The organism is Amycolatopsis sp. N2S4-7 (assembly GCF_058119595.1).
Genome location: NZ_CP172299.1, coordinates 6,672,811 through 6,689,727, shown reverse-complemented (window position 1 = coordinate 6,689,727; position 16,917 = coordinate 6,672,811). Strand labels below are relative to the sequence as shown.

Annotated in this window: 19 protein-coding genes and 2 tRNA genes; 10 read left to right on the top strand and 11 right to left on the bottom strand. The window is 71.1% G+C overall.

Going from position 1 to position 16,917, the window contains the following annotated elements:
* Positions 1-19 precede the first annotated feature (19 nt).
* From ACH54P_RS31665 to ACH54P_RS31640, 6 genes are all read left to right on the top strand, one after another.
* Entirely contained in the window at positions 20-763 is a 744-nt protein-coding gene (locus tag ACH54P_RS31665) for a PP2C family protein-serine/threonine phosphatase (RefSeq protein WP_489906982.1), read from the top strand.
* A 55-nt stretch (positions 764-818) separates the two neighbouring features.
* A tRNA-Ser gene (locus ACH54P_RS31660) sits at positions 819-903 on the top strand.
* A 557-nt stretch (positions 904-1,460) separates the two neighbouring features.
* Positions 1,461-1,721: a hypothetical protein gene (locus ACH54P_RS31655; RefSeq protein ID WP_003056176.1), complete on the top strand. Its 261-nt coding sequence runs from the start codon at positions 1,461-1,463 to the stop codon at positions 1,719-1,721.
* 4 nt (positions 1,722-1,725) lie between these two features.
* Positions 1,726-1,971 (top strand): hypothetical protein, encoded by a 246-nt coding sequence (locus tag ACH54P_RS31650; RefSeq protein ID WP_489906981.1) that lies wholly within the window; start codon positions 1,726-1,728, stop codon positions 1,969-1,971.
* Between the two features lie 32 nt (positions 1,972-2,003).
* A complete protein-coding gene (locus tag ACH54P_RS31645) occupies positions 2,004-4,733 on the top strand; it encodes an FtsK/SpoIIIE domain-containing protein (protein ID WP_489906980.1) in 2,730 nt (909 codons plus the stop codon).
* On the top strand, positions 4,730-5,158 hold the full coding sequence (locus ACH54P_RS31640) for a hypothetical protein (RefSeq protein ID WP_489906979.1): 429 nt from the start codon (positions 4,730-4,732) through the stop codon (positions 5,156-5,158). Before ACH54P_RS31645 ends, ACH54P_RS31640 begins: the two co-directional genes overlap by 4 nt.
* On the opposite strand, the gene ACH54P_RS31635 is transcribed toward ACH54P_RS31640, so the two are convergent.
* From ACH54P_RS31635 to ACH54P_RS31615, 5 genes are all read right to left on the bottom strand, one after another.
* Entirely contained in the window at positions 5,155-5,565 is a 411-nt protein-coding gene (locus ACH54P_RS31635) for a YbaB/EbfC family nucleoid-associated protein (RefSeq protein WP_489906978.1), read from the bottom strand. The genes ACH54P_RS31640 and ACH54P_RS31635 overlap by 4 nt on opposite strands.
* Positions 5,566-5,585: 20 nt before the next feature.
* Positions 5,586-6,164, bottom strand: coding sequence for a hypothetical protein (locus ACH54P_RS31630; protein WP_489906977.1), 579 nt, complete (start codon positions 6,162-6,164; stop codon positions 5,586-5,588).
* On the bottom strand, positions 6,164-7,357 hold the full coding sequence (locus ACH54P_RS31625) for a putative T7SS-secreted protein (protein WP_489906976.1): 1,194 nt from the start codon (positions 7,355-7,357) through the stop codon (positions 6,164-6,166). The genes ACH54P_RS31630 and ACH54P_RS31625 overlap by 1 nt, the downstream gene beginning before the upstream one ends.
* A complete protein-coding gene (locus ACH54P_RS31620) occupies positions 7,354-7,920 on the bottom strand; it encodes a hypothetical protein (RefSeq protein ID WP_489906975.1) in 567 nt (188 codons plus the stop codon). Before ACH54P_RS31620 ends, ACH54P_RS31625 begins: the two co-directional genes overlap by 4 nt.
* A 69-nt stretch (positions 7,921-7,989) precedes the next feature.
* A complete protein-coding gene (locus tag ACH54P_RS31615; RefSeq protein WP_489906974.1) occupies positions 7,990-10,458 on the bottom strand; it encodes a DUF8508 domain-containing protein in 2,469 nt (822 codons plus the stop codon).
* A gap of 126 nt (positions 10,459-10,584) precedes the next feature.
* On the opposite strand from ACH54P_RS31615, the gene ACH54P_RS31610 reads away from it, so the two are divergent.
* Positions 10,585-11,601, top strand: coding sequence for a CapA family protein (locus ACH54P_RS31610; RefSeq protein WP_489906973.1), 1,017 nt, complete (start codon positions 10,585-10,587; stop codon positions 11,599-11,601).
* A gap of 291 nt (positions 11,602-11,892) precedes the next feature.
* Here the strand turns inward: ACH54P_RS31610 and ACH54P_RS31605 are convergent, their stop codons facing one another.
* Together ACH54P_RS31605 and ACH54P_RS31600 are read right to left on the bottom strand one after the other, a co-directional pair.
* Positions 11,893-12,339, bottom strand: coding sequence for a limonene-1,2-epoxide hydrolase family protein (locus ACH54P_RS31605; protein ID WP_489906972.1), 447 nt, complete (start codon positions 12,337-12,339; stop codon positions 11,893-11,895).
* A gap of 16 nt (positions 12,340-12,355) precedes the next feature.
* The gene (locus ACH54P_RS31600) at positions 12,356-13,273 is read right to left on the bottom strand and encodes a TauD/TfdA dioxygenase family protein (protein WP_489906971.1); all 918 of its coding nucleotides are present in this window, start codon (positions 13,271-13,273) and stop codon (positions 12,356-12,358) included.
* A gap of 322 nt (positions 13,274-13,595) precedes the next feature.
* Between ACH54P_RS31600 and ACH54P_RS31595 the strand changes: the two genes are divergently transcribed.
* Both ACH54P_RS31595 and ACH54P_RS31590 read left to right on the top strand, forming a co-directional pair.
* Complete coding sequence (locus ACH54P_RS31595) at positions 13,596-13,958, top strand: hypothetical protein (RefSeq protein WP_489906970.1); 363 nt, start codon at positions 13,596-13,598, stop codon at positions 13,956-13,958.
* Positions 13,955-14,527 (top strand): hypothetical protein, encoded by a 573-nt coding sequence (locus ACH54P_RS31590; RefSeq protein WP_489906969.1) that lies wholly within the window; start codon positions 13,955-13,957, stop codon positions 14,525-14,527. The genes ACH54P_RS31595 and ACH54P_RS31590 overlap by 4 nt, the downstream gene beginning before the upstream one ends.
* Here ACH54P_RS31590 and ACH54P_RS31585 read toward each other — a convergent pair.
* Positions 14,520-15,302: an SDR family oxidoreductase gene (locus ACH54P_RS31585; RefSeq protein WP_489906968.1), complete on the bottom strand. Its 783-nt coding sequence runs from the start codon at positions 15,300-15,302 to the stop codon at positions 14,520-14,522. The two genes, ACH54P_RS31590 and ACH54P_RS31585, sit on opposite strands and share 8 nt — an antisense overlap.
* Before the next feature lie 447 nt (positions 15,303-15,749).
* Between ACH54P_RS31585 and ACH54P_RS31580 the strand changes: the two genes are divergently transcribed.
* On the top strand, positions 15,750-16,049 hold the full coding sequence (locus ACH54P_RS31580; RefSeq protein WP_489906967.1) for a hypothetical protein: 300 nt from the start codon (positions 15,750-15,752) through the stop codon (positions 16,047-16,049).
* 48 nt (positions 16,050-16,097) lie between these two features.
* On the opposite strand, the gene ACH54P_RS31575 is transcribed toward ACH54P_RS31580, so the two are convergent.
* The 3 genes from ACH54P_RS31575 to ACH54P_RS31565 all read right to left on the bottom strand — a co-directional run bounded on the left by ACH54P_RS31575 (position 16,098) and on the right by ACH54P_RS31565 (position 16,912).
* Positions 16,098-16,185: transfer RNA gene (locus tag ACH54P_RS31575), tRNA-Ser, on the bottom strand.
* A gap of 33 nt (positions 16,186-16,218) precedes the next feature.
* Positions 16,219-16,434, bottom strand: a complete 216-nt coding sequence (locus ACH54P_RS31570) for a CsbD family protein (protein ID WP_489906966.1) — start codon at positions 16,432-16,434, stop codon at positions 16,219-16,221.
* Positions 16,435-16,483: 49 nt separating this feature from the next.
* Positions 16,484-16,912: a nucleoside deaminase gene (locus ACH54P_RS31565; protein WP_489906965.1), complete on the bottom strand. Its 429-nt coding sequence runs from the start codon at positions 16,910-16,912 to the stop codon at positions 16,484-16,486.
* Positions 16,913-16,917 lie beyond the last annotated feature (5 nt).

Genomic DNA, 16,917 nt, shown 5'->3' with positions numbered 1-16,917 from the left:
CCAATGCTTTCATGGGGGCATGACACACGATCGGTACGTCCTCCGGTACGCCGCGGGGTCGGACGTCGGCAAGCGGCGCAAGGTCAACGAGGACGCGCTGTACGCGAGTTCCCGCCTGCTCGCTGTCGCCGACGGCATCGGCGGTCAGCCGCACGGCGAGGTCGCCAGCGCGACGGCGGTGGACGTGCTGCGCGAGCTGGACGTCGACCTGCGCCGGGTCGACCTCACGGGCGTCGACCTGGCCGCGACGCTGGCCGGCGTGGTCAAGTCGATCGACGAGCGGCTGGCCGAAGTCGCGTCGCAGGAGCCGACGACGTCCGGGATGGGCACGACGTTGACGGCCCTGATGTTCGACGGCGTCGAGTTCGCGGCGGCCCACATCGGCGACTCCCGCGGCTACCTCCTGCGCGACGGCGGCCTCCGCCGGCTGACCCGCGACCACACGCTGGTGCAGGCCCTGGTCGAGGACGGCCGCGTCGCCGCCGAGGACGCCGACTCCCACCCGCGCCGATCGCTGCTGATGAAAGCGCTTCAAACGGCGGGCTCCGGCGAGCCCGACATCTGGACGTTCACCCCGTCCCCGGGCGACCGGTACCTGTTGTGTTCGGACGGTCTGAGCGGCCCGGTCGGCGAAGCCACCCTGCGCGACGTGCTGGCGAGCATCGAGGACCCGGCGGAGGCGATCCCGCAGCTGATCCGCCTGGCCAACGAAGGCGGCGGCCCGGACAACATCACCTGCGTCGTCGCCGACGTCACCACCTGATCCAGGTCAGACCCACCTTCGCAGCGCCGGAACGGCATCCGGTATCGTCTCCTGCGGAGGATTGGCCGAGCGGCCTAAGGCGCACGCTTGGAAAGCGTGTTGGGTTCACGCCCTCGCAGGTTCGAATCCTGTATCCTCCGCGCTTGATCAGGCGAAACGCCGGGCGGCCTTCACGGGCCACCCGGCGTTCGTCGTCTCGGGGCTCAGTGCCCCTCCCGGACGGTCCCGCGGCTTCGCTGAACTCGTGCCCCACATGGCCCGCGCGACCCACCCTCGGTACGTCCCGGACGCCCCCGGCTCCCACTTTCGGCCGTCGGGAACATGAATTGTCTTCGCTGCCGCACATTTCTGCTTCTGTACGGGGAGTTACGACCAGGGCTGAGCGAAGCGCATTACTCCGGTCGCGCTAGTCTCACCACCACCTCGCCCGCCCCCGTCGAGAAAGGCCAGCAGTGGCACGAAAACCGCTCTGACCTGGGGTAGCGCTGGCCAGCGACTTCAGCGTGCGGTACTGGTGCCGGGACGACCCCCGCACAGACCGTGATCGGCCCGGCCCCGGACGTTCCCACGTCCGGGGCCTTGCTGATTCCGGACCCGCGATCACTCGGCAAAGTCAGATGATCACGCTGTGTCGTTGGATCTGTTTCAATGGAAACCGTCCCCGTACGACCACCAGATTTCGAGGAGTAGAGGCCCGATGGCCGGAGTCGAAGAGATCCGCGCTGGCATCGCGCTCGCCAACGAAAAGGCGTCCGCGAGCATCGCCGCCCTCCAGCAGGCAGCGCAGTCTCTCGAAGAAGCCCAGCAGTCGCTCGCCCAGGCGACGCAGGGGAGCAGCCAGCACGAAGTGAGCCAGGCGCACGGATTGCTGGCGGAAGCTCTGCAAGGCATCAACGGCCTGCAGAGCACCGTCCAAGCCAGCATTTCCTCCGCCGACTCCTACTCGGCGCGTCTCTGAACGGATGTCGCTCGCCGAACTCCACCAGCTGCTCACCGCCGTCGTGGCTGGGCTCGCCGATGCGCGCGCCCACTCCGAGCGGGCCACAAGCCTGCTCGGGGAAGCCCGGCAAGCTCTCGTGGACGCCCAGGCCAAGGCCGATCCCTGGCTTCCTTCGCAGTACGCGCAGGCCGGCGAGGGGCTGGACCAGCTCCTCGTCCGCCTGGGCACCGCCGAGGATCTGGTGAGCGGATACCGGTCACGCCTGTAATCCTTCTAGGGACACCTTTCTTGGGGACGCCGATGGCCAACAAGTCAGCCGAGCAACGCAACCGCGTCGAAACCGCACTCGACCGGGTCCGCCATCAGATCGGACTGGTGCTGGGCGCGGCGGCCGGGGCGCGCCAAGCCGCCGAGGCCGAGCTCGCCAAACTCGAGCTGGAGCGGGACATCGTCCGCGTCGGCATGAACCACGCCAGCACCGAGCAGCAGAACGAATGGGCACGTCACCCCGCCGCGCACGAAGTGTTCGGCGCGCTGGGCAGCGTGCGAAGCGCTTTCTACACCGACTGGAGCCAAGGTCCCGCGACGCTGCGCGAGCTCGTCTCGCAGAACGCACCCGGCCCGGCCGGGCTGCCGCCGGGCGACTGGCTCGGCACAGTCGGGCACAACCCGGGCCTGACGGCGCCCGGTCTCTGGCGCGTCGGGTCGGCCACGGCCGCCGGCAGCGACGCCACCCGCACGTTCGACGTCGCGGTCCCGTTGCTCGACGAGTCGCACCTGGCGATCACGTCGGCGCCCAAGACGCGGCCCGCGATCGACGGCATCGTGCAGAACCTGCTGATCCGCGTGCTTTCGACGTTCGAGCCCGGCGCGGTGCGCGTGCACCTGTGGGACATCGGGCAGCTGACCGCGATCCTGCCGGACCTCTACCCGCTCAGCCAGACCAGCGCGCTCTCGCTGTACGACCCGGGCCGGCTCGAGGACCTCCTCGACGAGCTGGCCGGCCACATCCGCCGGATCCACGCCACCGGCATGGCCGCCGGCTACACGTCGTTGCGCGAGATCCGCAAGGCGACCGGGCAGCGGGGCGAGCCGTTCCGCATCGTCGTGCTGTACGGCAACGGCGAAACCCTCGAACCCGAGCGCGCCCGCGACCTCAAGCGCGTCGCGAGCGGGGCGCTGGCCGCCGGGATCTGCCTGATCATGGTCGACGTGCCGACCGCGGTGAGCGCGCCGGTCGAGACGCTCAGCCTCACCGACAACCGGCACGCGATCAGCAGCATGACGGGCACGGACCTGATCGTCGACCTCGATCCGCCGATGCCGTCCGGGCAGGTGATCCGCGCCGTCGACAAGATCGCCAAGGCGCTGATCGCCAAGCAGGGCGGGCCGCGGTCGTTCGACAACCTGCTGCCGACGGAGCTGGGCCGCGAGAGCTCGGCGCGGGAACTCCGTGCGCCGGTCGGGTTCTTCGAGGGCGAGCCGGTCGAGGTCGTGATCGGCGACGCGAGCCCGCACGCCCTGATCGGCGGCCCGTCCGGCTCGGGCAAGACGAACTTCCTCTACGCGCTGCTCGGCAGCCTCGCCGCCCGGTACACCCCGGACGAGCTGGCGCTGTACCTGCTGGACTTCAAGGAAGGCGTCTCGTTCGCCGGGCTGGCGCCGGGCCGGAAGGACGCGAGCTGGCTGCCGCACGCGCGGCTCGTCGGCGTCAACGTCAACACCGACCGCGAGTTCGGCCTGGCGCTGCTGCGGTTCCTAGCCGACGAGCTGCGCCGCCGATCGGCGGCTGCGAAAGAGCACGAGGTCACGAACCTCGCCGACCTGCGCGAAGCCGACCCCGGCGGGCACTGGCCGCGGATCGTCGCGGTGATCGACGAGTTCCAGTACCTGTTCGCGGGTCGCGACCAGGTGACGGCCACGGCCACGCAGTTGCTGGAGGACATCGCGCGGCGAGGCCGGTCGCAGGGCATCCACCTGGTGCTGGCCAGCCAGGACGTCGCCGGCATCGAGGCGTTCTGGGGCAAGCCGGCGGTGTTCGAGCAGTGCACGCTGCGGATCGCGATGCCGAAGGCGCGGCGCGTGCTGGCCGAGACGAACAACGCCGCGGTCTCGGCGCCGAAGTGGCACGGGGTGATCAACCACGACTCCGGCGTCGCGCACGGCAACCAGCTGGCCCACATCCCGGACGCGAGCAGCAAGAACGTGTTCGTCCGGCTGCAGCACCGGCTGTGGGAGGAGTACGCGGGCCGGTTCCCCCGGCCCCGCCTGTTCGACGGCGCGCATTCGCCGGTGCTGGAACAGTTCCCGGCGTACCTCGACCTCAAGCCGAACTCGAAGCCGCGGGCGCTGCTCGGCCAGTCGATCGACGTCACCGAGACGGCGTGCGGCGTCGACCTGCCGCGGGCGCCGGGCCGCAACGTCGCGGTGCTCGGGTCCGCCACCGCCGAGGCACTGTCCATCATGGACTCCTCGGCGCGGTCGCTGTCGCGGCAGTACGAACCCGGCGAGGTCGAGTTCTTGCTGAGCTGCCCGATCGAGGCGTGCGCGCCGGCCGCGCTGGAACTGACCGAGAGGTTGCGCCAGGACGGCCACGCGGCGTCCCTGGTGGAGGACCTGACCGGGGTGCTCGAGTCGATGACGGGCTCGCTGTCCGGCGGCGCGAAGGTGCTGCTGCTGTACGGCGTCGACGCGGCCCTGCCGAGTCTGGAAGCCAAGGCTGTCGGGCAGCTGAAGAGCGGCCTCGACCACCTGCGGGTGGTGCTGAAACAGGGCCCGGGCCACGGCATCCACACGATCGGCTGGTGGCGCAGCATCGCGCGGCTGAAGGACACGCTGGGCTTCAACGGCACCGACGACATCGGCACGTGGGCGGCCCTCGACGTCCAGGGCAACGAGCTGTCGCCGTTCGCGGCGGGCCAGGTCGTGCACTGGTCGCCGCGCCCGGGCCGCGCGTTGTTCTTCGACCGCACGACCCACGGCGCGCCCGAAGTGATCATCCCGTTCCAGCGTCCGGAGAACGCGCAATGACCGACGAGGCTGCGGCCACGGCCGCCACTGCCGCCACCGCGGCCATGCGGTACAAGGAAACCATCGCCCTCTCCCGCGGTTCGGCGGACAACCTGCGCGCGTGGGAGCTGGCCCGCGCGGAGGCCCTGGAAGGGGAGATCGAGGAAGCCCGGAACGCGATCGCCGCGGCGACCGAGCGCGAAGCCCGCGCGGCCGAGCGCGCGACGCGCTGGTGGAAGATGGCGCTGCACAACATCCAGGGCCTGCTCTGGCTCGACCCCGGCGACGACCCACGCCCGGTCCCGACCGCGCGAGCGGCGTACCTGGAGCGGTACCTGCAGGAGGTCAAGCCGAGCTACCAGGAGCTGGTGCAGGCGGTGCTGGCCCTGGGATGGCGGGCCAAGCGGGCAGCCTCGAAGCGGGGGGACCAGCCGCCGCAGCTCTAGACGTCGAACACGGTGTCATAGGGCTCGTCGTCCTCGGCGGGGGTTGGCCTGCGCGCGCGTTGTGGCGGCAGCGCGCTCTGCTCGGCGGGGATTGGCCTGCGCGCGTGTTGTGGCGGCGGCGCGCTCTGCTCGGCAAGCCGTCCCCCGGCGGCGACGGCTTCCCGGACGGCAGCCGTGATGGTCCGGCTGAGCGTGACGGCGTCGAACCGCATGGCTTCCGGCGCAAGCCGCACTTCGCTGACAACCCCGCCCGGCCCGGCGAGCACGGTGACGGACCCATCCGGCGAGACGACGGTCGTGTGCCCGCTCCCCGCGATCCCGGCGAGCAGGCGCTGGTTCTCGGCTTTGCGGTCTTCGATCTGCTTGAGCTGCCAGCGCATTTCCTCGATCAGCTGTGCGGTGGCCATGGCCTCCCCTGGTGCGTCCGTCATCGCGAGATCTCCCCGCCGCGCAGGCTCCAGGCCACCTTCGCCGTCGCCTCGGCGACCGCCGGCCAGGCCTCTTCGGACTCCGCTACCACCGAGAGGATCACCGCGGCCCGGCCGTCCGGCAGCGGGATCTGGTACTCCGCCTTGATCTGGGGGCGGACGTCCCGTTCGGGCAGGTGGAACTCCCCACCGCTGATCGCGACGATGGCCGGGCCGATCGGGAGGCGCACCGGCTGCACCACCGCGCGCTTGTGCCGGCTCCGGTACTGCGCGGCCATCGCCGCCACCAGGGCGTCCCGGTTGCCGGGCGCGGTGTCCGGCCACTGCGCTACGCCCAGCGTCAAGGTGGCGACGTCACCCTTCCGCGGCCCGACGGCGAACTTGCCGAACACGCGGATGCCGTTGGCCTGCATGGTCGGCACGAGCGCCATCAGGTAGCTGCCGAACTCCTCGACCGTCTTCCCGGCACCGGCCGCCACGTTCTCGGCGACCATCCAGGCGTGTCCGCGGTTCATCCTGTCGTCGCTGCCCACCGGCATCCCGGAGAACCCGGGCGGCAGGTCGATCTGGAGAGGCATCAGTGCCACACCTCGTCTTCCGCCCGCGCGCGCCGGCGCTCCGGCGCGTTGTCGGCCTCGATCCCGGCCTCGGCAGCGTTCCAATACGCGACCCCGGCCGGCGAGACGGCGTAAGCAGCGATCTGGCCGGCGTCCTTCGGCACCCAGTAGTTCAGGAAGTCGCCGATCGGCCCCTCGAAGTCTTCACCGATCACCCGCGCGGCGGCATCGGCCTGGAACTGGAGCCCGGTCGCCCCCATGCCGATGGCCATCGCCGCCGCCTTACCGCCCGGGGGAAGGACCAGGCCGGCCAGCGAGCTGCCCGCGCCGACCAGGTCGAAGGCCAGTGTCTCCATCGCGACATCGGCGCCTGCCACTGCGGCCGTGGCATGGCCGCTGAGCGCGGCCACCCCGAGTCCCGTCGCCACAGCTCCGACGGCTTTGTCGGCCGGCGGCGGGAGAAACTCACCGACGAGGCCGAGGGCGTTGCCGACGTCGCCCGTCACGTCCGAGAGTTTCGACAACAGCTCGGCGTGGTCCTGGACGAAGTCCCACGCCTGGTCGACGCCATCCGCGAGGGTTTTCGACAAGTCGACAAGTACCCCGCCGACCGCGTCGTCCAGCTTGTCGAGGAGGCCAGGCTCGTCCGGGGCCAGCTCCTTCGCCTTCCGCAGGAGCTCCGCGACGCGGCCCGCCGCCTCGGCGTGCTCCTGCTGGAGCTGCTTCGCCGCGTCTTGGACGTTCTGGCAGCCGTCGATCGCGGTCTGGAGGTGCTGGCCCGCGTTGTCGAGCAGGCGCTGGGCGATCTGGAGGGACGGCTGGTCCGGGAACGTCCGGCCGGCCAGCGCGAAGTCCGGGTTCGCGCGGGCCTGCTCGGCGGCCTGGGCCGCCGCCTCCGCGCGGGCCTCCAGGTCCGCCGCGCGTTTCTGCAGGTCGCCGAGGTGGTGCGCCCACGCCTCCAGCGCGTCGGCGGCCTGTCCCATCGACTTGGCCGCGCCGTCGAGGTACCCCGGCAGCGGGCCGACGCGCCGGGTGAAGGCCTCGCTCGCCTCGCCCTGCCAGACGCCCTGCTTCGCGACGATCTGCCGCAGCGAGACGTTCGCCTCGGCCAGATCGCGGCTCACGACGCGGTACTTGGCCGCGAGGTCGGTGACGCCGTCGAGGTCGCCCGGCGCGGGGTCGAAGCCCAGGGCCGGGAAGTCACGGGCGCTCATCGGCCGAGACCGTTCAGGCTGTCGGTGATCCCGCCGGTCGCGCCACCACCGGGCGGCCGATCGTCGCGCTCAGCCGGCTGATCGAGACCCGGCACCCCTCCAGTCGCCCCACCCGCCGGACCGCCGCCCGGCTCGGCCAGGTCGTTGATCCCCGGCACCCCGCCCGTGTATCCCCCACCCACCGGACCATCACCCAGCACCGCGGACCCGAACCTCCCCAGCTCACCGCTGAACTCGGCCTCGATCTGCTCGTACCTCTCCTTCGCCTCCCTGAGCCGCTCCGTGATGCCCGAAGCCGCCTCGCCGAGCCGTCCGATGCCGTAACCCCAGGCCTCTTCGAACTCCATTCCCGCCTTGCCCAGCTCGGCGGTCCCCAAGGAGCCGAACGCCCCTCCGCCGCCCAGCTTCCGGTTCGCGTCGGCCATCCCGTCCGCCGCCGTTCCGAGGTCGTCGATGAGCTTGCCCAGCTCGCCGACCTTCACCGCATACCCGTCCACGCCACCCTCCCCTGTGGTCCTGTCCACCGTAAGACGGCCGCCAACGCTCCGCGGTTTCACCGTCACCCAAAGGAGTGGGCACGAGAAAGGCCACCATCGGGGCAAAGCGCCCGACGGTGGCCTCTCGTCAGCGAACTAGTGCGTGCCGAACACCTGCTCCAGGCAGTCGAGCAGGTCGTTGATCCCATCCTGGAACGGATTGCCCGCCCCCGGGCGGAACCGGACCACCTGCGGGTCGTGGTCGCTGGCCTGGTCGGCGAACTCCGCGTTGATGTGGACGACGTCGTAGTCCACCCCGCGCGGCGCCTTCGACGCCAGGATGTGGTCCAGCACCTGCGACTGGCCCTCGAACACGTAGCTGTACCGCTCCGCTTCGGGCACCGACGCGATCAGGTCCTTCAGCGCGCCACCGGCGGTGAGCGTCTGGACCGCGGGCGAGAACGGGTAGTCGTTCAGGTCGCCCGCCACGACGATGTTCGCGCTGTGATCGGCCGCCAGCAAGGAATCCACGAACCCGCGCAGCACCGTGGCCTGCTTCGCCCGCTGCACCTCGGAACTGCGCACCGGCGGCTGGTACCGGCCGTGCGTCGGCTGGTCGCCGCCCTTGGAGTTGAAGTGGTTGGCGATGACGAAGACCGTGCGGCCCTTGAAGACGAACTCGCCCGCGAGGGGCTTGCGGCTGGCCGTCCAGGCTTCGTTCGCCGGGTCGACCCGGCCGGGCGACGCCGTCAGGTGCACCTTGCCGTGTTCGCGCACCACGCCGACCGCCGAGGTCGGCGTCCCACCCGGACGATCCACAAACGACACACGCGCCGGGTTGAACAGGAACGCGACGCGGATGTTGCCACCCGGCTGGCCGCCGTCGGCGTCGTCGACCGGGTCGATCTCGCGCCACTCGTAGCGCGGGCCGCCCTTCGCGACGATGGCGTCGGTGAACCGCTGCAGCGTCTGGTCGGCCGCGACCACGCTGTCGTTCGCCGGGCCGTTGTTGTCCTGGATCTCTTCCAGGTTCACGATGTCCGGCGTCGCCAGGTGCGTCACGATCGCGTCGGCGAGCCGGTCGAACTTCGCCTGGGTGTCCACTGGGGACAGGTTCTCGACGTTGTACGTCGCGACGGCGAGCTCGCCCGTGCGCTGCTTGCGCGTGGTCTCACCCTGGAGCCCGTTGTCCTTTTCGGTACCGAGCACGCCGGCCAGCAGGGTGTAGCCGCCGAAGTCGTCGTACTCGACCGGACCCGACGTGGTGCCGGTCAGCAGGTCGCCGACGTTGAGCTTCGGGAACGGCCGCTCGGCGAACGGGATCAGCGACTGGACCTTCAGCACGCCGCTGTTCAGCTGGTCGTAGCCGAGGTAGACGGTGCCGCCGCGGACCGTGCGGTGCTGGTCCGGCTTGGTCGTCACGTACAGCTCGTTGAACGAGTTCGTCGGGCCGACGACGCGGGCGTCGGTGACCGAAACGATCTCGCTCTCGTGCGCCTCCCAGAAGTCGAGCGCGTACTTCGACGGCTCCAGGGTGAGCGGCTCGATGTTCCCGCCGGGCGACGGCGCGTACGTCGTCGGCACGGTGTCGGGGTTGAGCACGGTGGGCGCGGGGAGCGCGTTCCCGTGCGAGTCGACCGTCCACTGTGCACTGGTCAGCTCGGTGAGCGACTGGTAGTTCGACGTCGCGGGCGCGTCCGGGTAGAACTCGCGGACGGTGCCGGTCGCGGTCACCGCGTCGCCGATCGCCACGGCCGGGCTGGCCGAGCCGGTGAACACGAACAGGCCCTCGCTCGTGCGCGGGTCGGTGTCCGGGTTCGGGTCGGTGAGCCAGAAACCGCGGATCGAGCCGAACGTCCGGGTCGCGGTGACGACGCCGGTGACGCCGCCGACCTTCTGGTCCTTGAAGGGCGAAATGCGCGTGGTGCCCTGGATGTCGTGGATCTTCGCCGGGACCGGCGCCGGACCGGTGTCGCCGCCGGTCGACTCGCCCTTGGTGTTGGTCGGGGTCGGTTCGCCGACGGCGAAGTCGGCGCCGTTGTCGTCGGTGTCGGCCAGCGAAGTGCCGCGCGCGACGGAGTTCGTGTTCGACGGCGCGGCGGTCGGGGTGCCCTCGCGCACGGTGGCCGTGCCGAACCCGACGAGGTCCTTGATCCGCGGGTCGGCGGCGCAGTCCGCCGCGGTCTTGCAGGTCAGCGCCGTGCTGCCGGAGACGAGGGCGATCGTGCCCGCGGTGGCCGACATCGCGATCGCGCCGGTCGCGTCCGCCGTGGGCAGCTCGACGGTGCCGCCGGCGCCCTTGCTCTCGGCCACGAGGTAGCGCCCGCCCGGCGCGACGCTGCCGGTCAGCGGCGTGACCTGCCAGGCGCTCGACGGGCTGGCCGAACCGGGCAGGTACTGGACGCTGAAGCCGGCGAGGCTCGTGGCCGCCGTGCCCCGGTTGGCGAGCTCGACGAAGTCGCTGGTGAGCGTCGCTCCCGAGTTGCCGCCACCGCCGTAGACCTCGGCGATGACCGCGTCGGCGCTGGGCGTGGCGAGCGCGGCCGGTGCCGCCACCCCGCCGAGCACCAGGCCCGACGCGACGGCCACCGTGAAGGCGGCCTTGGATCTGTGGGTCTTGGTCACCCTGAGTCCCCTTTGTGCTTGAACAGTCGTGGCATAGTCCCCCGAGCAAGTGAGGAGGAGGAAGACAAAGATGCAACGATTCGTAACAACTACTTTCGTCGTCACCCGATCGGCAGAGCAGGTTTCGTGATCACGCTCGTACTCGGCGGAGACGTCAACATCCAGGGCCGCGCGACGCCCTCGGCCGCCTTCGAGCGGCTGGATCCGCTGCTCAAAGGGGCCGACCTCCGGTTCGTGAACCTCGAAGGACCGCTGTCGGGAACGGCCGGCGACGCGGACATCCCGCACAAACCGAACTGGCGGCATTCCGCGCCGGAGATGGTGGAGGCGCTGACGGCCGCCGGTATCGATGTCGTCTCGTGCGCCAACAACGTCACGTACCCGCCGGCCGCGGCGATGGCGAGCCTCGCGGTGCTCGACCGCGCCGGGATCGCGCATTGCGGGGCCGGCGCGAACCTCGACGCCGCGCACGCGCCCGCCGTGCTGGAACGCGCCGGCACGAAGGTCGCGTTCCTCGCGTACACGTCGCTCTGCTGGCCCTGGGGACAGGCCGCCACGGCGACGTCGCCCGGCGTCGCGCAAGCGTTTGCGACCACCGCGTACCAGCCCGATCCCCGCGTCGCGGACATCCCGGGCCGCCCACCGCTGGTCCGCACGACGCCGATCCCCGAACACCTCGAGCGGCTCGTCACCGACATCAAGCAGGCCAAAGCCGCCAACGACCACGTCGTCGTCTCGATGCACTGGGGCCTGCCGGGGCCCGATCTGGCCGAATACCAGGTCACGTACGGGCGCACCGCGATCGACGCCGGCGCCGACCTGGTCGCCGGGCACGGGCCGCACACCATCCAGGCCGTCGAGGTGTACCGCGGCCGCCCGATCCTCTACAGCCTCGGCAACCTGGTCTTCGACTGGCCGGCGATGCGCGGGCGGCACGTCGACGGGCTGCTGGCCGGCTGCATGTTCGGCGACGAACCCCGCCTGGAGCTCATCCCGGTGCGGCGGAACGCCGACAACGAGTGCGAACCGCTCGCCGGGGAAGACGCGAGCAAGGTCCTGCGGTACGTCGCGGACGTCTCGGCGCTGCGTTCGACGGCGGTGACCGTCCAGGGCGGAATCGCGTCGGTAGCCGTTGGTGCGTAACGGATCGCGCGCGTTCTGTGACAACTGGACACGAGCGTGTCACCCATCCGGCGCATCTGCCTTAAATGCAGCTCAAGGACGGGAACAACCCGGGTGAACCGGCGGTACGGTCTGCGTGAGCCGCCGGAAAAGTGGCACAGACCACTCCCCGACAGCTCGCGGTCGGCACGACACGGGGGGAGGGAGAACGATCATGTGGGGGCTGATTGTTCTCAGCTGCGTGTTCGTGCTGGTGCTGGGGATAGCCGCGGTCGTGGACCTTCGGGACCACGACCGCGGCGAGCACCGCGCCTAGCGCACCGCCTGCCTCCCCTGGTAACGGCCGAGAAGCGTCCGCGCGCCGGCCAGTGCGGCCCGCCCGGCGCCCTTCGCGCTCGCGGCCAGGACCGTCGTCCAGTCGAAGTAGTCGCGCCAGAGCACGATCCGGCCCGCTTCGACCTCGAACGTGCCGCACACCCAGAACTCCGCCTCCCACGCGCCGCGGCGCAGCACGTCGGTGCGCTCGGTGAGCACGACGTTGCCGTCCGCGGCGATGTGGTGGGTCCGCGCTTCGAAGCCGGAGCCGTACTTGGCCATGACGCGCAGCTGCTTCTCGACCGCGGCGAGGCCGCGAGCGGGCGGCAACGGCACGTTCTGGTACACGATGTCGCTCGCCACGAACGTCAGCGCGCGGTCGACGTCGAGGTCTTCGAGGGCCTTGAGGAAACCGGTCACCACTGCCTGGGGTTCATCGGTCATGACCCCAGGCTAAGGCTCAGAACGGCCGGTCGCCCGCGATGGCGACGCGCTCGGCGATCCGGACGTGCGGGTGGTAGTCGTTGACCGCGTAGTGCTGCGTGGCGCGGTTGTCCCAGAACGCCACCGAGTTCGGCCGCCAGCTGAACCGGACCTGGAATTCGGGCGTGTGTGCCTGCAGGAACAGGTACCGCAGCAGCCGGTCGCTCTCGGCCCGGTCCAGTCCGACGATGTGCGTGGTAAACGCCTGGTTGACGAACAGGGTGCGCCGCCCGGTCTCCGGGTGCGTCCGGACCACCGGGTGCTCCACCGGCGGGAAGCGGTCCTGCCACCGCGCCAGCAGCGCGGGATCGGAGAACCGGTCGAAACCGGGGAGGTAGTCGTGCACCGCGGTGAGCCCGTCGATGCGGGCGCGGACGTCTTCGGGCAGGTTGTCGTAGGCGGCGGCCATGTCGGCCCACATCGTGTCGCCGCCGACCGGCGGCACCTCGAGCAGCCGCAGCACCGAGCCGAGCGCCGGGTTGGGCCGCCAGGTGACGTCGGTGTGCCAGATGTTCTCGTAACCGGGCATGGCGGCGGTCCGCTCGAAGCGCGTGACGGCGTCGTCGTCGCCGCGCGGGATGAACGGGTTGGTCTCCAGCTCGCCCCAGTTGGCGGCGAACGCGCGCTGCTGCGCCGACGTGATCCGCTGGTCGCGGAAGAAGAGCACCTTCCACTCGAGCAGGGCGCGGTTGAGCTCCTCGCGCAGCTCGGGGGTGAGCGGCTCGGCGAGGTCGACGCCGTCGATCTCGGCGCCGATCACCCGGCCCAGCGGGCGGAGGGCGAAGCGCTCGTACCGCTCCTGCGGGTCGCGCAGGACGCGCGGGCCTTCGAGGAGGCCGTCGGCGGGCGTGACGGCCTCACGCAGCTGGATCCGGGCAGGCAGGTCTACGGACATGGTTGTGCTCCAAGGGTTTTCGGGGGAATTCGGACGCCGGGTTCGCGTCAGGCAGGGGGCGAGCCCAGGCGGCCGCGGCGCAGCAGGAGCTCCACGGTGCCTTCCCCGATCGACCGCTTGGAGGCGCGGCCGTGCCACCGGATTGGCGTGCTTTCCGAGGTGGCGGGCATGGGTTCATGGTGTTCTTCCTCCCGCCCTGCGGTCAAGACGTCCACTTGGTGGAACGTCCCGAACGGCGCAGGTCACCGCGATGCGGGCCCCGCGGGGGCATGAGGCAAGATCTTCCACGATCGGGTGAGCGCCCTTGACGACGGAGGTCCCCATGCCGGAAGGCAGAGGCTCGCGGATCGGCAGTGACATCCCGGGTACCGGGGGCTTCGCCACCCGGACCGCCCCGAAGACGCCGGACCGCCTGCGCGCCGCGGCCGACCTGCTCGACCAGGCCGCGGCGGCCGACGACAAGGCGGCGGGCCGGTTCGCCGAAGCCCGCGTCGATTCGACGCCGGTCGGCATCTCCCCGCAGGCCCGCGAGCTGGCGGCCCGCTGGGAAGCCGCGCTGGCGGCCCGCGAGGCCGACGCGCGGGTGCTCGGCGACGCGACGTCCGACCTGGCCGGCCGGCTGCGGATCGCGGCCGAGAGCACCCGGAGCACCGGCTTCCGGGGGCGGATCGCGGTGGCGCCGTGACCACCGAGGTCTTCGAGCACCCCGCGCTGACTTCGGCCGCGTCCGCCCTGGCGGCGCTGCGCGCGGCGGCGGGGCGCCTCGGCGTCCCGGACCCGGTCGCGGCGCTGCGGCACCTGGACTGCTCACCGTCGTCGATCCGCACGTCCGCGTCGGCGGTCGATACGGGCGCCCTGGTGGTGACGTCGGCCCAGGCCGAGTTCCGCGCCGGCGTCGAGCGCGCCGAAACCGGCGGCAGCGCGGAAACGTTCGCCACCTGGGCGGACACAGTGGACGGTCAGTACAGCGCGGCGGCGCGCGCCGCCGCCGAGACGGCCGCGCTGGGAGTCCGCATCGCCGACCGCCTGGACGAGCTGGCTTTTGAGGTCTCCGCGGAGGTGTCAGCCCTCGCGGCCGTCGCCGAGCCGTCGGTGGCGGCGGTGCTGACGGGCGACCGGTCCCCCGAGGTCGTGAGCGCGGTGAGCACCGCGTGCACGGCGGTGGTCCGGACGATTTCCACGAAGATCGCGTCGTTGTCTTCGCTGGCGGCGGAACTCGAACCGCTGACGACGCCGGCCGTCCAGCTCAGCTGAAGTGCTCGCGGGCCCACTCTTCGAAGGGCCGCGCGGGATGCCCGGTGACGCGAGCGACGTCCAGCGAGACGGGCTCGGGTTCCGCGACGAGAGAGGCCCAGTGCTTCAACGCACTCGTCGCGAATTCCTCACCCATGTACTGACTCAGCTGCGTTTTCGCCTCTTCCGGCGGCTGTTCTTCCCACCGGACGGGTGTTCCCGACGCTTCCCCGATGAGCCGGGCCTGCTCGGCCTGGCTGAGGGCTTCGGGTCCGGTGACGAGGTAGGTCTGCTTCGCGTGGTCCCCCAGGAGCGCCTTGACGGCCATGTCGGCGACGTCGCGCTCATGGACCAGAGACCGCTTCGCCTGCCCATAGGGCCCCCGGACAACGCCCGTTTCGGCTTGCTGCGCCCAGCCGAGGGCGTTGGTGGCGAGTCCGGTGACGCGGAGGAAGGTCCAGTCATCGGTGACGTCTTCCACGGCGGCCTCGACGTCTCCCCAGACACCGCCGTCTTCCGCGGACATCGCCGAGAGGTAGACGATCTTCTTGCCGGTGAAGGGTTTTACCGCCTTGTCGATGCCTTCGGCGGTGAAGAAGGGCCAGAGCAGATAGACGGCGTCGACCCCTTCGGCGGCTCGGGCGGGATCGGTGATGTCGCCCTGAACGACGTCGACGCTCGCAGGTGCCTTCGCCGCATCGCGGACGAGAACCCTGGTATCGATGCCGGCGGCCAGCAGGCCGGTGACGACGTGACGTCCGGTGTGGCCGGTGGCCCCGGTGACGAGAACGGTCATGGTGTTGGCTCCTGGTGATCAGCTTGTGCCGGCCACCACCGTCACACTTCAAGGGCCCTTCAAGTCAAGACTTTGCTCTTACCCCTTGCGACGCAAGGGAATGGATCACCGGAGAACGAGGGTGGGTAAGAATGAGCAAACAATGGAAAGCTCGGCCGCCACTGCACACCGCGCGGTTCGCCCACGACGCGGCGACGACGCACGGGCACCCGTCGGCGGCATCGTCGAGGTCGACCTCAGCACCGGTGTGGTCGAGCGGTACGACCCCGCCGCCGACGAGTGGACCACGGCCTCGCCCCTGCCGGCACCACGCGCGGCGACTTCGGCCGCCGGGCTGAACGGGCTGCTCTACGCAGCGGGTGGCCTCACCGACGAACACGCGACGAAGCGTTCAGGACTGCGGAACGGTACTCACCGGATTCCGACACCTGGAAACCCGTGCGTTCGATGCACCAGCCGCGAGCGCTGCTGGGCGCGTGCGTCCTCGCCGACGGCCGCGTCGCCGTGGTCGGCGGTGGACCCGGGCCGTTCCAGGATCGCCTGGGCCGCCACCGCACCACGGAGAACTACAACCCGGGCACCGGGAAGTGGCACCTTTTGAGCACCCTGCTTCCCCGCGGGACGTCTTCGCTCGGCGCCGCACCCGAATCCGAAAACACCGTGCTGGCCATCAGCGGCGGCACGGTCGTCGACCGGGTCCCGACGCTCATCCCGGATGTGCTCGCGTTGGAACTGCCGGCCGTCTGACACGAACGAAACCCCCGGCCAGCTGAGCTGACCGGGGGTCCGGTTGAGCGGTGGCGGTGGGATTTGAACCCACGGACGGGGATTAGCCGTCACACGATTTCGAGTCGTGCTCCTTCGGCCGCTCGGACACGCCACCGCCGAGAACAATACCGGAGGGCCTGCCCGAGCCTCACGAGGGGTCGACCGGGCGGCCGGCCCGTCGCCTGACCTGGGCTTCTCGCACCACGCCGCGCGCCTTCGAGCGCAGGTCGTGGGCCACCTCGCGGACCTGGGCGCGGCGGCGCTGCATGCGGCCCGATGCCATCAACCGCCGGTTGCCCGTCACCGAGCCGACCCTTTCGCGCGCGCCGCCGACCGCCTGCTGGACCTTGTCCTTCATCGTCATGACGTACCTCCCTTCCCGCGGAAGGGGTACCCACGACCGGGCGACCGAATCAGCGCCGCGTCGCGAAGTACGTCTCCAACAACCCGGCGCACTCCTCGACCAGCACGCCGCCGTGGACTTCCGGGCGGTGGTTGAGACGGCGGTCACGGACGACGTCCCACAGGGAGCCCACCGCCCCCGTCTTGGGCTCCCACGCGCCGAACACGAGCCGCGAAATCCGCGCCAGCACCAGCGCGCCCGCGCACATCGTGCACGGCTCCAGCGTCACCGCCAGCGTGCAGCCTTCGAGCCGCCAGCCGTCGCCCACCACGCCCGCCGCCGCGCGCAGGGCCAGGATCTCCGCGTGCGCCGTGGGGTCGCCCAGCTCGATGCGCGCGTTGCGGGCCGCGGCCAGCGGGACGCCGTCGGGGCCGAACACGACCGCCCCGATCGGCACGTCCGCGCCGGGAGCGCGCGCCGCCTCCAGCGCGGCCTCCACGGCCT